This window comes from Levilactobacillus bambusae (assembly GCF_003124125.1).
Classification (GTDB): domain Bacteria; phylum Bacillota; class Bacilli; order Lactobacillales; family Lactobacillaceae; genus Levilactobacillus; species Levilactobacillus bambusae.
In genome coordinates this window covers 81,933-95,398 of sequence record NZ_QCXQ01000002.1, presented here as the reverse complement: position 1 = coordinate 95,398, position 13,466 = coordinate 81,933, and the positions used below count along the sequence as shown (strand labels likewise).

Genomic DNA, 13,466 nt, shown 5'->3' with positions numbered 1-13,466 from the left:
AACTAAAAATAAGGAGGTGCCAATCGCATGAATTTAAACGAATTACATCCTGCTGAAGGTTCTCGTAAGCTCCGTAACCGTGTGGGTCGTGGAGACTCTTCCGGTAACGGTAAGACTTCAGGTCGGGGTCAAAAGGGTCAAAAGGCTCGTAGCAAGACTCGTCTTGGGTTTGAAGGGGGCCAAATGCCTCTTTACCGTCGGATTCCTAAACGTGGGTTTACTAACATTAACCGCAAGGAATACGCTGTAGTCAACATTGATGCCCTGAACGCTTTCGATGATGGAACTGAAGTAACTCCAGTTCAATTAGTTGAAGCCGGCATCGTTAAAAACCAAAAGGACGGCATCAAGGTCTTAGGTGATGGCCAGTTAGATAAGAAGTTAACCGTTAAGGCTAACAAATTCTCTGCTGCTGCTACTAAGGCAATTGAAGCTGCAGGCGGTAAGACTGAGGTGATCTAATGCTTTCAACCTTGAAAAACGCGTTTAAGATTAAAGATATTCGGAACAAGATTCTCTTTACTCTAATGGTTTTGGTGGTCTTTCGTCTGGGATCGTTTATCACGGTTCCCGGAATTAACGCAAAGGCTCTCCAAAGCGTGGCGTCTTCAGGCTTGGTTAGCATGTTAAATCTCTTCAGTGGTGGTGGCCTGTCGAATTACTCTATCTTTGCGATGGGGGTTTCGCCTTACATCACCGCACAAATCGTGATCCAACTCCTTCAGATGGACATTGTTCCACGTTTCGTGGAATGGGGGAAGCAAGGGGAAGTTGGACGGCGTAAACTGAATCAAGCGACCCGGTACTTAACGATTGTCCTGGCGTTTGTTCAGTCAATCGGGATTACGGCGGGTTTTAACGCCCTAAGTAGTCTTAAGTTAGTTGATAATCCGGGTGTAAGTACGTACGTTACCATTGGGTTAATTCTGACGGGTGGAACCATGTTGACGACCTGGTTGGGTGATATGATTACCGACCGAGGGTTAGGCAACGGGGTTTCAATGATTATCTTTGCGGGTATCATCGCTCGGATTCCTACGGGTGTCTATCAGCTTTACCAAACCTACATTGTTGATGCAGGTAAAGGGGATTTAGGGAAAAACATTTTATTCCTTATTGGGTTGCTCATTGCCATTTTGGTGATCGTAACCTTTACAACTTGGTTCCAACAAGCGGATCGTAAAGTGCCCATTCAATACACGCGGCGGGTTTCTGGATCCCCCGATAGCAGTTACCTTCCTTTGAAGGTCAACGTTGCGGGTGTGATTCCGGTTATCTTTGCAAGTTCCTTTATTGCGACGCCACAAACTATTTTATTGGCCTTTCAGAATAATCATTCTGAAGATACGTGGTACCAGGTGTTGTCCAATGTATTTAATATGCAGACGACAGCAGGGACTGTTTTCTACACAATCTTAATTGTCCTATTTACATTCTTTTACGCGTTTGTTCAGGTCAATCCTGAAAAACTATCGGAAAACCTGCAAAAGCAGGGAGCGTACATTCCCGGCGTTTGGCCGGGGCATGAAACGCAATCGTATATTTCTGGATTGCTAATGCGGTTAAGTACCGTCGGGGCTTTGTTCCTTGGCTTAATTGCCTTGCTTCCGTTGGTTGCCTCAAACGTATTTGGCTTGAGTGAATCCGTTGGACTTGGTGGTACAAGTCTCTTAATTGTTGTGGGTGTGGCTATCCAGACCATTCAGCAAATTAACGGATTAGAAATGAAGCGTCAATATATCGGTTTCATTCAAGAACCGAACAAATAAAAAAGGGGTGGGTGTGTTGAGATGATCGCACACCTTCTTCTGTTTTCAGGCAAAATTTTTAATTGGATCAATTGGAGGACGAACTTATGTCAATGAACCTGATTTTAATGGGGCTACCTGGGGCCGGTAAGGGAACCCAGGCTCAAATGATTATTGAAGATTTCGATATTCCTCATATTTCTACCGGGGATATCTTTCGGGAAGCAATCGCTAACGAAACGCCAATGGGAATCGAAGCCAAAAAATTCATCGATCAAGGAGCCTTAGTTCCCGATGAAGTAACGGATGGAATTGTTGCGGACAGGCTAGCACAAAAGGATACCGTCAATGGTTTTATGCTTGATGGTTTTCCCCGGACAATTGACCAAGCGGAAGCATTAGACACCATGATGGCTGATATGGGTAAGAAAATTGATGCCGTTATTAATATTGATGTTGCCCCAGATGTTTTAATTGAACGGCTATCCGGACGGTTTATCTGTCGCAATTGTGGTGCTACTTACCACAAGGTTTACAACCAGCCAAAGGTCGCGGGCACTTGTGATATCTGCGGTTCTCATGACTTTTATCAACGTGATGATGACAAGCCTGAAACGGTTAAGAACCGACTGGATGTTAACATCAAGATGAACACCCCCCTCGTTGATTTCTATCAAAATAAGGGAATCTTGCACATGGTTGATGGTGATCGAGATATTAATGATGTTTATCAAGATGTGCACCAAATTCTTGATCAGCTTTAAGTTAAATTTAGCGGCCAATCGCGAGGGTACCTTGATTCAAGTTCATTAATATGGTAAACTTAGCAAGGTTTTGCTCAAGGAATAGGTGTCCTTTCATTTATTTTTGAGCGCGGTAGGGAAACCTACCGTTCTGCCGTGTTGAAAAACACGACTTTATCAAAAAGGAGGTACTTTCGTGGCTAAAAGCGACGTCATCGAAGTTGAAGGCAAAGTTACCGAAACGTTGCCAAACGCGATGTTCCGGGTTGAACTGAAAAACGGTCAAGAGATACTGGCTCACGTTTCCGGTAAGATTCGTATGCATTACATTCGGATTTTACCTGGGGATCGGGTTACTGTCGAAATGTCACCGTATGATCTCACAAAAGGTCGGATCACTTATCGTTTTAAGTAGTCCGTCTTAGTCAATGATTTAGGAGGGATATTTATGAAGGTAAGACCATCAGTCAAGCCAATGTGTGAACACTGTAAAGTGATCAAACGTAAAGGTCGGGTTATGGTAATTTGCTCGGCTAACCCTAAGCACAAACAGCGTCAGGGTAAGTAATTTTATTTCATTATATAGGAGGTGTGTCTTTACATGGCACGTATTGCTGGAGTCGATTTACCCCGTGACAAGCGAATTGTTATTGCATTAACTTACATTTTCGGGATTGGTAACAGTACTGCTGAAAAGATTATCGCTCAAACTGGCGTAAATCCTGACGTTCGCGTTCGCGATTTATCCCCAGAAGATGAAGATAAGCTTCGTTCAGCTGTTGATAACTACCCAGTCGAAGGTGACTTACGTCGGGAAGTTAGCATGAACATTAAGGAACTTCAAGAAATGGGTTCTTACCGTGGTATGCGTCACCGTCGTGGTTTACCTGTTCGTGGTCAACACACTAAGAACAACGCTCGTACTCGTAAGGGTAAGAAAGTTTCAATCGCCGGGCGTAAGAAATAATAATCTATAAAGGAGGGTTCAACTTTTATGGTAAAGAGAAATACTAGCCGGAAGCGGCGTGTGAAAAAGAACATCGAATCCGGTGTTGCACACATTCACTCAACTTTTAACAACACACTCGTTATGATTACTGATATGCAAGGAAATGCTATTTCTTGGTCATCAGCTGGTGCATTAGGCTTTAAGGGTAGCCGTAAGTCAACACCATTTGCTGCTCAAATGGCTGCTGAAGCTGCTGCTAAGTCATCAATGGAACACGGAATGAAGACTGTTGAAGTCGAAGTTAAGGGTCCTGGTTCAGGTCGTGAAGCTGCTATCCGTGCTATCCAAGCTACTGGGATCGAAGTTACTGCAATTCGTGATGTAACACCTGTTCCTCATAACGGGTCTCGTCCTCCAAAGCGCCGTCGGGTTTAATTGAGCGTTTCATTTATGAGGGCATACTTCATGATGGGATTGACTTTAAGAAGCTCTACGCGTTTTGAAAGGGGTAAGAGATAAGAATGATTGAATTTGAAAAGCCTAACGTTCATAAGATTGATGAAAGCGAAAACTACGGCAAGATTGTTGTGGAACCACTTGAACGTGGATACGGAACAACCTTAGGTAATTCCCTTCGTCGTGTTCTTCTTTCATCTTTGCCAGGTGCCGCTATTACGAGCCTTCAAATTGATGGTGTTCTTCATGAATTTTCAACGATCGAAGGGGTTGTTGAAGATGTTACCCAGATTATTCTGAACGTGAAGAAGATTGCTTTGAAGCTTAGTGGCGACGATGACGAAGAAGCTAACTTAGAAATCAACGTCAAGGGGCCTGCTCAAGTTACTGCCAACGATATTGTTGCCGGTGCGGATGTTGAAGTAATGAACCCAGACTTGTACATTTGTACAGTTGCTGACGGGGCTAGCTTCCACATGAGCATGAAAGCAAACAAGGGTCGTGGCTATGTTTCTGCGGACGAAAATAAAGCTCGTATGGAAGATATGCCAATTGGTGAATTGGCAATTGACTCGATTTATACCCCGATCGAACGTGTTAACTATCAAGTCGAAAACACCCGTGTTGGTCATCGTGCTGATTACGATAAATTAACATTGGACGTATGGACAAACGGTTCAATTACGCCTAGTGAAGCAATCAGTCTTGCTGCTAAGGTTCTGACTGAGCACTTAACGATGTTTGTTGATTTAACCGATGAAGCCAAAAATGCTGAAATTATGGTTGAAAAAGAAGAAACGCACAAGGAAAAGATGCTTGAGATGCCAATCGAAGAGCTTGACTTGTCCGTTCGTTCTTACAACTGTTTGAAGCGTGCAGGTATCAATACGGTTCAAGAATTAACTAACCGGACTGAAGCTGACATGATGAAAGTTCGTAACTTAGGTCGTAAGTCCTTGGAAGAAGTTAAAGCCAAGCTTGCTGATTTAGGTCTTTCACTTCGTAAAGAAGATTAAACTTTAAAAGGGAGGTTACTATTCATGAGTTACCGTAAATTACAACGTACCAGTTCACAACGTCGTGCCTTACTCCGGAGTCTAACAACTGATTTGTTGATTCACGGAAGTATTACGACTACCGAAGCCCGCGCTAAGGAAGTTCGTAAGACAACCGACAAGATGATTTCATTAGGTAAGAAGGGTGACTTGCACGCCCGTCGTCAAGCTGCTACCTTTGTTCGTGATGAAATTGCTGATGTTAAGGAAGATGGCGACAACGTTGTTGTAACGAATGCCTTACAAAAGCTATTTAGTGAAATTGCACCAAAATACGCTGACCGTAACGGTGGTTACACTCGGATGTACAAGACCATGCCTCGTCGTGGTGATGGTGCAGCAATGGTTATCTTGGAATTAGTTGACTAATTTAGTTTAACCATTAAATTCCGGTAGCGTCACTGTTCCTAGGTGCCGGCTAGGAGTTTGAAACATTGTAAGAAATTAATCACTCGGATTAGAGGTATAAAGCGCTACGATGATGGAGTAATCCAAGTCTAGCTTGAATGGTCATTAGCTTGATCGCGCCTTTAACCTGTTAGTGATTTTTTTTTGCCCGAAATTATCCTATAATTGGATAATTTCGGGCTTTTTTAGCGTTATTGAGGGGAGATTTGATATAATAGACAGGACTTTTGACGTAGGGAGGAAACCTCAATGGCAGAGATAATCAACGTAAAAAACTTAAGCTATGCTTATCAAGAGGATGACCCTAAGTTAGCCTTAGATAATGTCTCATTCTCCGTTAATGACGGGGAGTGGATAGCGATCGTCGGACATAACGGTAGCGGCAAGTCGACTTTGGCTAAGTCCCTAAACGGAATTTTAGTGCCCGATGAGGGTGAAATTTTTATTAACCAGGAAAAACTAACGGATGAAACTGTTTGGCATATTCGTGATGAAATTGGAATGATTTTTCAAAATCCGGAAAACCAATTTGTTGGTTCAACGGTGGCTGACGATGTGGCGTTTGGATTGGAAAATCATCAAGTTAACCATGATGAAATGGTTCGTCGGGTTCAGACGGCGTTAGAGCAAGTGGGGATGTCAGATTTTGCCGACCATGAACCAAGTAAACTATCAGGTGGTCAAAAACAGCGGGTGGCCCTTGCGGGGGTCCTAGTGTTGGAGCCTAAGATTATCATCTTAGATGAATCTACTAGCATGCTGGATCCACTTGGGCGTCAGGAGATGCTGGACTTAGTTGCGGACTTAAGGCAGCAGTATCCGCTTACGGTTCTGTCGATCACACATGACATCAACGAAGCAGCCCAGGCTGACCGCTTGCTAGTGATGGATGACGGCCAGTTAGTGACGGAGGCTGATCCCCGTGACATCTTTGAAAAAAGCCAGCAGTTAGTTGAAATGGGGTTGGACGTTCCCTTTTCTTCGCAACTTGCAATGGAACTGAAAAAACTGGGAGTTGCGGTGCCGGATCATTACTTAACCAATCAAGAAATGGAGGCATGGGTATGGCAATCACTTTCAAAGGGGTAACGTATGATTACCAAGCCGGGACCCCGATGTCCTTTTCTGCGCTTAAAAACATTGATTTAACGGTTCCAGATGGTGACTACTTAGCCGTTATTGGCCATACGGGCAGCGGGAAATCAACGTTGGTCCAACACATGAACGCTCTTTTAAAACCCACTAGTGGTAGCGTGACAATTGGTGAACGGGAAATTACGTCTCAGACCAATAATAAGGACTTAAAACCGTTAAGAAAAGAAGTTGGGATGGTCTTCCAGTTTCCTGAACATCAACTGTTTGAGGAAACGGTAAAGAAAGACATTATGTTCGGTCCCATGAACTTTGGTAAGAACGAAGTCGAGGCAGATCAGCTTGCCGATCAAATGATTGATATCGTCGGTTTACCAGAAAATACGGCGGATCGATCACCATTTGAACTTTCTGGCGGACAAATGCGGCGGGTGGCAATTGCGGGAGTGTTGGCCATGCAGCCCCGCGTCTTAATTTTAGATGAACCGACTGCTGGCTTGGACCCCCAGGGACGCACCGAAATGATGGCAATGTTCAACCGGCTTCATCAAGAGCAGGGACTAACGATTATTTTAGTGACCCACCAGATGGAGGACGTCGCCAACTATGCCAAACACGTTTTGGTCATGGACCATGGCGAGGCAGCAAAGTATGGGACGGCCGAAGAAGTATTTACGGACGTGGAGTGGTTACGGGCCAATAACTTGGATTTGCCCATCGCGACTCAGTTTGCGCACCAGTTAACGCAACGGGGCGCAAACTTTACGACGGTTCCCTTAACCACGGCTGAATTAGCTCAGGAGTTAGCCAGACAGTTAGGGGGGAAACGACATGAATAAACTGATTTTTGGGCGCTACTTACCCATGAATTCATGGGTTCACAGGTTGGATCCCCGAGATAAACTGACCCTCAGCTTTTTCTTCTTTATTTTAGTTTTTATGGCTAATAACTGGGAGACCTACTTGTTATTAAGCATCGTCACGCTGTTTTCCATTTGGATGTCAAAGATCCCGTGGCACTTTTTCTTCCGGGGAATTCGGCCGTTGATTTGGCTCATTATTTTTACTGTTCTGCTGCAATTATTCTTTAGTCCGGCAGGGAGTCACGTTTATTGGCAGTGGGGACCCTTCTTAATTACCCAGTTTGGGATTGTGAATTCAGCGTACGTTTTTATGCGGTTTTTACTGATTATTGCGATGTCGACTCTGCTGACGTTAACTACCCAGCCGTTAGATCTCGCGAACGGTATTGAATCTTTAATGGCTCCGCTAAAAATTGTCCACTTTCCGGTTGAAACAACCGCGATGATGCTTTCCATTGCCTTACGGTTCGTTCCGACGTTAATGGATGAGACAGAAACGATTATGAACGCTCAACGGGCTCGGGGGGTGGATTTTGGATCCGGTTCAATAATGAAACAGATTAAAACGGTTATCCCGTTACTGGTTCCCCTGTTTGTGAGTGCGTTTAACCATGCGGAAGACCTATCCGTTGCCATGGAGGCCAGGGGATATCAGCCGGATACGCCACGGACCCACTACCGCCAGCTAGTATGGCACAGGCAGGATACCATTAGCTGGGGATTTTACATTGTTGTTTTTATTGGATTACTGGCACTCCGACAACTGCCTTAATGAAGGGATAGACTAAATTGAGACAACGGTACAAAATTATTATGGCTTATGATGGGACCCACTTCTTCGGCTATCAACGGCAGCCGGACAAGCGAACCGTAGAGGGGGTCCTGACAAAGGTAGTTAACCGGATGGCTAAAATGCCTGATCCAGCGATTCAGGTCTATGGGTCAGGCCGAACGGACGCCGGGGTTCATGCGTTAGGACAGGTCGTTCACTTCGACTTTCCCTTTAAAATTCCGGCCGAAAGTATGTTAAAGGGGTTAAATTCCATGCTGCCGGTCGATACCGAAGTATTGGAAGTGAAACTCGTTTCCAACCAGTTTCACGCCCGATATGATGTTTCAGGCAAACGGTATCGGTACCGGATTGACCTAGGCGAGTTTCGAAACCCGTTTAAGCGAAACTATACCGGACACTGGCGTTATCCGCTTGACCTGGAGCTCATGCGCTCAGCGGCCAACGATTTAATTGGAACCCATGATTTTACGAGTTTTGTCGCATCCGGGTCGTCAGCACGGAGCAACGTTCGTACCATTTATCAAATTGATATTTGGCGGGATGAGACTGCCAATGAAATGATTTTCGAATTTTACGGGAATGGTTTCCTGTATAACCAGGTTCGCATCATGGTCGGGGTATTATTAGAGGTCGGGGCTAAGAAGCGGCCTGAGCACGATATATTGCGCTTATACGAAGTGATGGATCGTAAGCAGGCCCGCCGAACGGTTTCGGCTAGCGGACTCTATTTAGCCCACGTCTTTTACGAGGGTGAAGATCCGGACCATCCGACGAAACTGCCGAAAAATCAGCGTTAGGTTTTCAAAACCTTTGGGGAAAACATTGACTTTCAGAGTAAAAGTTTGTATCATGAATGTTGGTATTGTTTGCCCCACGATAAGCCCCGGAAACTTATTAGGTGTCGAACAAACACAGAAACATGGAGGAATTTAACGTGCGTACAACATATATGGCAAAACCAGGTGACGTCGAACGTAAATGGTACGTAATCGATGCAACTGATGTAAATTTAGGTCGTTTGGCCTCAGTCGTTGCTTCGATCTTACGTGGTAAGAACAAGCCAACCTTTACCCCAAACGTTGACACTGGTGATAACGTGATCGTTATCAACGCATCGAAGGTCGGTCTTTCCGGTCGGAAGGCAGCTAAGAAGATTTACTACCATCACACTAAGTTTGCTGGTGGTTTGAAGTCTCGGACTGCTGGCGATTTTCGTGCGAAGGATCCTGAAGGGTTGATTGAATACTCTGTCCAAGGTATGCTTCCAAAGAATTCGTTGGGTCACAAGATGGCAATGAAACTTCACGTTTACGCTGGTTCAGAACACAAGAACCAAGCACAAAACACTGAAGTCTTAGACATTACGAACCTTATTTAAGAAGGAGGAAACATAATTGGCACAAGTACAATATCGCGGCACAGGCCGTCGTAAGAACGCTACTGCTCGTGTACGTTTAGTACCCGGCACAGGTAAGATCACAATGAATGATCGTGCAATCGAAGATTACATTCCATTTGCAAGCATTCGTGAAGTTGTTTTACAACCATTTAATGTTACGGAAACCCTCGGTAACTACGACGTTATTGTTAACGTTCGTGGTGGTGGCTTTGATGGCCAAGCCGGCGCAACCCGTCATGGTATCGCTCGGGCATTACTCGAAGTTGATCCAGACTTCCGTGGCCCATTAAAGCGTGCAGGCCTCTTAACTCGTGACCCTCGTATGAAGGAACGTCGTAAGTATGGTTTGAAGAAAGCGCGTAAAGCTTCACAATTCTCAAAGCGTTAATCATTGGTTTTCGCTTTCAAACACATCCCTTTGGGGTGTGTTTTTTTTGTTAAAAAAACACACGGGGTCGTGACATAAGTCCGCTTCGCTTAGAAAACACGCATCTACAACTTGGTATGGAGCCCCTTATCCAAAATACAGATGCTTTCGTGCCAGTAGTTACGTGACATTAGTCAAGCCAAATTAAAATAAGGATCCTCCCAAAACACGAACAAAGAACGGTCGTATTACGGGAGGATCCTTATTTTGCCAGGCTTAGACGACTAATGTCACTGCCGTGTGTTTACCTGGTTAGTAGCGGTTATGAGACGAAGCCTTTTCATTAATCTTAATGAGGTTTTCAAGAAAGCTCTTTACGGAGCTATTGGTTAGGTTAAGGTCGGGCTCATTTTCATCCGTTGGCAATTGATCCGTTGTAATTTGTTGTGCCGCTAACTGATTAATACGCGCAACGTTTTTTGCGACGTCCTTAAGCGACTTAGGTTGGGGATTAATTGAAGGCTGAGAGTCAAAATGACTCACCTCTAACTGGTTAAACCGTTCGATAAGCACGTAGGCTGATAAATATGCAAAGAGGCGGTCCTTAACGGATCTTTCGACGCCTTTACCGTTGGGAACGGGTTCCTTTTCTAGTGAATCGAGGTAGTGATAAGCAAATTTTTCTGGATCGATTTTTAATCTTGCGTTGTCCAAGCTATGTTTCCTCCCTGCTGATTAACTGTATGTACTTTAGCTCTCAATCAGGTGGTCGTCAATAATGCGCAGTAGTGAGCTTTCAATTCATTTTCATAACCGGTGGGGATGAGTGAAGCCAGGAAACGAATGCTTGTTATTTTTCGTGATTGTTATATTATTAACGAGAAAGTAAATTTCCTATATGTAAATTGAAGGAGACCGGTATGGACGAAACAACAAAGAAACCTTATGGAACGGTTCTGATCCGCGCAAAAATGATTATGGATTTTTTGTTAGGGTTCAATGGCACCCCAACGTTAAAGGAAATCAGCGACGGCGTTAAGATGTCAAAGCCCACCACATTAAAGATTTTAGTCACAATGGAGGAGCTTGGGCTCGTCACCCGAACGGAAGGGTCGAAGCAGTATGCCCTAGGATTATCATTGCTTGCCTTTGGTCAGAAAGCGGCGGACAGTTTTAACATTGGCTCCTTGGCAGCCCCGGTATTAGAACGGCTGCGTAATGAAACGAATGAAACAATTAATCTGGGAGTGGCCGATCAAAATATGGTGGTCCTGCTTGATAAATTTGAAAGTCCGCGAAGCGTGAGTTTGAAATCCCGAATTGGCGGTAAAATGAATTTGTACTCTTCCTCAATGGGGAAGGCCATTCTATCGACCTGGTCGGCCGGTCAATTATCGGATTACCTGCAACAAACAGAGCTGAAAAAGATTGCGCCGAATACCATTACTACCGCAGTGGGGCTTGCTGAAGATCTAGAGACGATTCGATCACGCGGCTATGCCATTGACGATGAGGAAAATGAGCAGGATATTTATTGCGTGGGATTTCCGCTAGTCGCCTACGGTAGGGTTCAGGGGGCCTTTAGTGTCACTGCACCTAAGTTTCGGATGGATCCCGACCGGCGAAAAAAAATAATTGAATTAGCTAAACGAGCGCAAACTCAAGTAGAGAAAGCGTTTTAGTTATTGCTGAAAAAGTAAGTGCGAAAATGCACTTGCTTTTTTTTTCGACACCTGCTATATTGTGCTTGTAAACAAATAAGAAATACAGTTTCTTAATAGGAAATACGGAGGGAATTAAAATGACATTTAAGATGAAAACGCAGTATGCGCACAGCCCAGAGGATATTTCGCATTACAATGCAGATGAAATGCGTGAACAGTTTTTAACCACTAATATTTTTACGCCCGGGGACATTAATTTAACCTATACATATAATGATCGGATGATTTTTGGCGGGGTAACACCAACCACAGAGGCACTTGAAATTGTCTTAGATCGGGTTTTAGGCGTTGATTACTTCTTACAGCGCCGTGAATTGGGGTTAATTAACATTGGTGGAAATGGCAGCGTTACCATTAACGGCAAAAAGGAAGCTCTCGTCACTCATGATGCCTACTACATCGGGATGGGAACTGAACACGTCGTTTTCGAATCCGATGACCCTGCGACTCCAGCCAAGTTCTACGTTGTTTCAACCCCGGCCCACAAGACTTATCCCACTAAGAAGCTTCCGTTCAAGGATGCCATCCATATGCCAATCGGGGATCAGGACCATATGAATGATCGAACCATTAACAAGGTGATTGATGCGTCTCAAATGGATACCTGCCAGCTGCAGATGGGTTACACCGTTTTGAAACCTGGAAACGGATGGAACACGATGCCGGCTCATACCCACGCTCGGCGAATGGAAACTTACCTCTACTGCGAATTTGAAGATCCAGATACCCGGGTTGCTCATTTTATGGGGCAGCCAGATGATACGAAACACATTTGGATGGAAAATGAATCGGCAGTGGTGAACCCGAGCTGGTCCATCCATTGCGGGTCCGGGACGACTGCCTACTCCTTCATCTGGGCAATGTGTGGTGAAAACCAGAACTACGATGATATGGACGGGGTAGATATGAAGGACTTGCGTTAGTCAAATGTATCCCAAATACGAGGCATAAAGGAGAAGTTATTAATGGTTGAAAGTCGTGAAGAAGTAAAGAAACGTGCTGAAGTATTAAATACATTTAATATGGATTTCTTCAGCTTAAAGGGTCAGGTTGCCATTATTACCGGTGGTAACACCGGGTTAGGCCAAGCCTACGCCGTTGGATTAGCCGAAGCTGGAGCTGATATTTTTATTCCAACCTTTGGTACCGAAGGCTGGGATGATACCCGCAAGTTGATTGAGAAAAAGGGTCGACGGGTTGAGTTCATGCAGGTTGATTTAACGAAGCAGGGAACGGCGCAAGAAGTGATTGACCAGGCGCTGGACGTGTTTGGACATGTTGATATTTTGATCAATAATGCGGGGATGATCAAACGGAACCCTATTTTGGAATCTAAGGATGAAGATTGGAATCAGGTTATTAACATTAACTTGAACGCCGTTTATCACCTCTCATTAGCGGCTGCTAAGGTCATGGCGAAGCAAAACCACGGTAAGATTATCAATATTGGGTCAATGCTGTCGTTTCAAGGTGGCAAGTTTATCCCGTCCTACACTGCATCAAAGCATGGGGTTGCCGGCTTAACCAAGTCCTTTGCCAGTGAGATGGGCGCCTATAACGTCCAGGTCAATGCCATTGCTCCCGGATACATTGCAACGGCCAATACGGAACCCATTCGGAAGGACCAGCAGCGGAACGCAGAGATTCTTGGCCGGATTCCAGCTGGCCACTGGGGTGAGACGAATGAGCTCATGGGGACCGCCGTCTTTCTGGCCTCGCGGGCTTCCGATTACGTCACTGGATCAATTATTGCCGTTGACGGTGGGTACCTGGTTCGGTAAATAAAAACGATAAATGCAGAGTGTGGCGATACTCTGTATTTATTTCGCCTAATTTTGTGAATGACGGTTCAAAATGAAGTGATTAACC

General features: G+C 44.8%; 19 protein-coding genes. 18 read left to right on the top strand and 1 reads right to left on the bottom strand.

Annotation, left to right across the window (positions count from 1 at the left end):
- Positions 1-27: 27 nt before the first annotated feature.
- The 15 genes from rplO to rpsI all read left to right on the top strand — a co-directional run bounded on the left by rplO (position 28) and on the right by rpsI (position 9,894).
- Complete coding sequence (gene rplO, locus DCM90_RS03175) at positions 28-462, top strand: 50S ribosomal protein L15 (RefSeq protein WP_109249912.1); 435 nt, start codon at positions 28-30, stop codon at positions 460-462.
- Entirely contained in the window at positions 462-1,769 is a 1,308-nt protein-coding gene (gene secY, locus DCM90_RS03170; protein ID WP_109249911.1) for a preprotein translocase subunit SecY, read from the top strand. The genes rplO and secY overlap by 1 nt, the downstream gene beginning before the upstream one ends.
- Positions 1,770-1,861: 92 nt before the next feature.
- Positions 1,862-2,512 (top strand): adenylate kinase, encoded by a 651-nt coding sequence (locus tag DCM90_RS03165; protein WP_306419290.1) that lies wholly within the window; start codon positions 1,862-1,864, stop codon positions 2,510-2,512.
- A gap of 175 nt (positions 2,513-2,687) precedes the next feature.
- A complete protein-coding gene (gene infA / locus DCM90_RS03160; RefSeq protein ID WP_109249909.1) occupies positions 2,688-2,906 on the top strand; it encodes a translation initiation factor IF-1 in 219 nt (72 codons plus the stop codon).
- A gap of 33 nt (positions 2,907-2,939) precedes the next feature.
- Positions 2,940-3,059 carry a 50S ribosomal protein L36 gene (rpmJ, locus tag DCM90_RS03155; protein ID WP_011668476.1) on the top strand — a complete coding sequence of 40 codons (120 nt, stop codon included), beginning with the start codon at positions 2,940-2,942 and terminating at the stop codon, positions 3,057-3,059.
- A gap of 33 nt (positions 3,060-3,092) precedes the next feature.
- A complete protein-coding gene (rpsM, locus tag DCM90_RS03150; protein ID WP_109249908.1) occupies positions 3,093-3,458 on the top strand; it encodes a 30S ribosomal protein S13 in 366 nt (121 codons plus the stop codon).
- 27 nt (positions 3,459-3,485) lie between these two features.
- Positions 3,486-3,875: a 30S ribosomal protein S11 gene (gene rpsK, locus DCM90_RS03145; protein WP_109249907.1), complete on the top strand. Its 390-nt coding sequence runs from the start codon at positions 3,486-3,488 to the stop codon at positions 3,873-3,875.
- Positions 3,876-3,961: 86 nt separating this feature from the next.
- Positions 3,962-4,912 carry a DNA-directed RNA polymerase subunit alpha gene (locus DCM90_RS03140; RefSeq protein ID WP_109249906.1) on the top strand — a complete coding sequence of 317 codons (951 nt, stop codon included), beginning with the start codon at positions 3,962-3,964 and terminating at the stop codon, positions 4,910-4,912.
- A 24-nt stretch (positions 4,913-4,936) separates the two neighbouring features.
- On the top strand, positions 4,937-5,320 hold the full coding sequence (gene rplQ / locus DCM90_RS03135) for a 50S ribosomal protein L17 (protein WP_109249905.1): 384 nt from the start codon (positions 4,937-4,939) through the stop codon (positions 5,318-5,320).
- Positions 5,321-5,608: 288 nt separating this feature from the next.
- Complete coding sequence (locus DCM90_RS03130; RefSeq protein ID WP_109249904.1) at positions 5,609-6,448, top strand: energy-coupling factor ABC transporter ATP-binding protein; 840 nt, start codon at positions 5,609-5,611, stop codon at positions 6,446-6,448.
- Positions 6,424-7,290 (top strand): energy-coupling factor ABC transporter ATP-binding protein, encoded by an 867-nt coding sequence (locus DCM90_RS03125; RefSeq protein ID WP_109249903.1) that lies wholly within the window; start codon positions 6,424-6,426, stop codon positions 7,288-7,290. Before DCM90_RS03130 ends, DCM90_RS03125 begins: the two co-directional genes overlap by 25 nt.
- Entirely contained in the window at positions 7,283-8,086 is an 804-nt protein-coding gene (locus tag DCM90_RS03120) for an energy-coupling factor transporter transmembrane component T family protein (RefSeq protein WP_109249902.1), read from the top strand. The genes DCM90_RS03125 and DCM90_RS03120 overlap by 8 nt, the downstream gene beginning before the upstream one ends.
- Before the next feature lie 41 nt (positions 8,087-8,127).
- Positions 8,128-8,904 carry a tRNA pseudouridine(38-40) synthase TruA gene (gene truA / locus DCM90_RS03115; protein WP_109250516.1) on the top strand — a complete coding sequence of 259 codons (777 nt, stop codon included), beginning with the start codon at positions 8,128-8,130 and terminating at the stop codon, positions 8,902-8,904.
- A 137-nt stretch (positions 8,905-9,041) separates the two neighbouring features.
- Positions 9,042-9,485 carry a 50S ribosomal protein L13 gene (rplM, locus tag DCM90_RS03110; RefSeq protein ID WP_109249901.1) on the top strand — a complete coding sequence of 148 codons (444 nt, stop codon included), beginning with the start codon at positions 9,042-9,044 and terminating at the stop codon, positions 9,483-9,485.
- 16 nt (positions 9,486-9,501) lie between these two features.
- Positions 9,502-9,894, top strand: a complete 393-nt coding sequence (gene rpsI / locus DCM90_RS03105; RefSeq protein ID WP_109249900.1) for a 30S ribosomal protein S9 — start codon at positions 9,502-9,504, stop codon at positions 9,892-9,894.
- A gap of 291 nt (positions 9,895-10,185) precedes the next feature.
- On the opposite strand, the gene DCM90_RS03100 is transcribed toward rpsI, so the two are convergent.
- The gene (locus DCM90_RS03100) at positions 10,186-10,587 is read right to left on the bottom strand and encodes a hypothetical protein (RefSeq protein ID WP_109249899.1); all 402 of its coding nucleotides are present in this window, start codon (positions 10,585-10,587) and stop codon (positions 10,186-10,188) included.
- Positions 10,588-10,793: 206 nt separating this feature from the next.
- On the opposite strand from DCM90_RS03100, the gene DCM90_RS03095 reads away from it, so the two are divergent.
- From DCM90_RS03095 to kduD, 3 genes are all read left to right on the top strand, one after another.
- Positions 10,794-11,555: an IclR family transcriptional regulator gene (locus tag DCM90_RS03095; RefSeq protein WP_109249898.1), complete on the top strand. Its 762-nt coding sequence runs from the start codon at positions 10,794-10,796 to the stop codon at positions 11,553-11,555.
- 119 nt (positions 11,556-11,674) lie between these two features.
- The gene (gene kduI, locus DCM90_RS03090) at positions 11,675-12,520 is read left to right on the top strand and encodes a 5-dehydro-4-deoxy-D-glucuronate isomerase (protein WP_109249897.1); all 846 of its coding nucleotides are present in this window, start codon (positions 11,675-11,677) and stop codon (positions 12,518-12,520) included.
- A gap of 42 nt (positions 12,521-12,562) precedes the next feature.
- A complete protein-coding gene (kduD, locus tag DCM90_RS03085) occupies positions 12,563-13,378 on the top strand; it encodes a 2-dehydro-3-deoxy-D-gluconate 5-dehydrogenase KduD (RefSeq protein WP_109249896.1) in 816 nt (271 codons plus the stop codon).
- Positions 13,379-13,466 lie beyond the last annotated feature (88 nt).

Bases quoted from the DNA above. Each gene is read 5' to 3' on its own strand.
- rplO (WP_109249912.1), top strand. From the start codon at position 28: ATGAATTTAAACGAATTACATCCTGCTGAAGGTTCTCGTAAGCTCCGT.
- secY (WP_109249911.1), top strand. From the start codon at position 462: ATGCTTTCAACCTTGAAAAACGCGTTTAAGATTAAAGATATTCGGAAC.
- DCM90_RS03165 (WP_306419290.1), top strand. From the start codon at position 1,862: ATGAACCTGATTTTAATGGGGCTACCTGGGGCCGGTAAGGGAACCCAG.
- rpmJ (WP_011668476.1), top strand. From the start codon at position 2,940: ATGAAGGTAAGACCATCAGTCAAGCCAATGTGTGAACACTGTAAAGTG.
- rpsM (WP_109249908.1), top strand. From the start codon at position 3,093: ATGGCACGTATTGCTGGAGTCGATTTACCCCGTGACAAGCGAATTGTT.
- rpsK (WP_109249907.1), top strand. From the start codon at position 3,486: ATGGTAAAGAGAAATACTAGCCGGAAGCGGCGTGTGAAAAAGAACATC.
- DCM90_RS03140 (WP_109249906.1), top strand. From the start codon at position 3,962: ATGATTGAATTTGAAAAGCCTAACGTTCATAAGATTGATGAAAGCGAA.
- rplQ (WP_109249905.1), top strand. From the start codon at position 4,937: ATGAGTTACCGTAAATTACAACGTACCAGTTCACAACGTCGTGCCTTA.
- DCM90_RS03130 (WP_109249904.1), top strand. From the start codon at position 5,609: ATGGCAGAGATAATCAACGTAAAAAACTTAAGCTATGCTTATCAAGAG.
- DCM90_RS03125 (WP_109249903.1), top strand. From the start codon at position 6,424: ATGGCAATCACTTTCAAAGGGGTAACGTATGATTACCAAGCCGGGACC.
- DCM90_RS03120 (WP_109249902.1), top strand. From the start codon at position 7,283: ATGAATAAACTGATTTTTGGGCGCTACTTACCCATGAATTCATGGGTT.
- truA (WP_109250516.1), top strand. From the start codon at position 8,128: ATGGCTTATGATGGGACCCACTTCTTCGGCTATCAACGGCAGCCGGAC.
- DCM90_RS03095 (WP_109249898.1), top strand. From the start codon at position 10,794: ATGGACGAAACAACAAAGAAACCTTATGGAACGGTTCTGATCCGCGCA.
- kduI (WP_109249897.1), top strand. From the start codon at position 11,675: ATGACATTTAAGATGAAAACGCAGTATGCGCACAGCCCAGAGGATATT.
- kduD (WP_109249896.1), top strand. From the start codon at position 12,563: ATGGTTGAAAGTCGTGAAGAAGTAAAGAAACGTGCTGAAGTATTAAAT.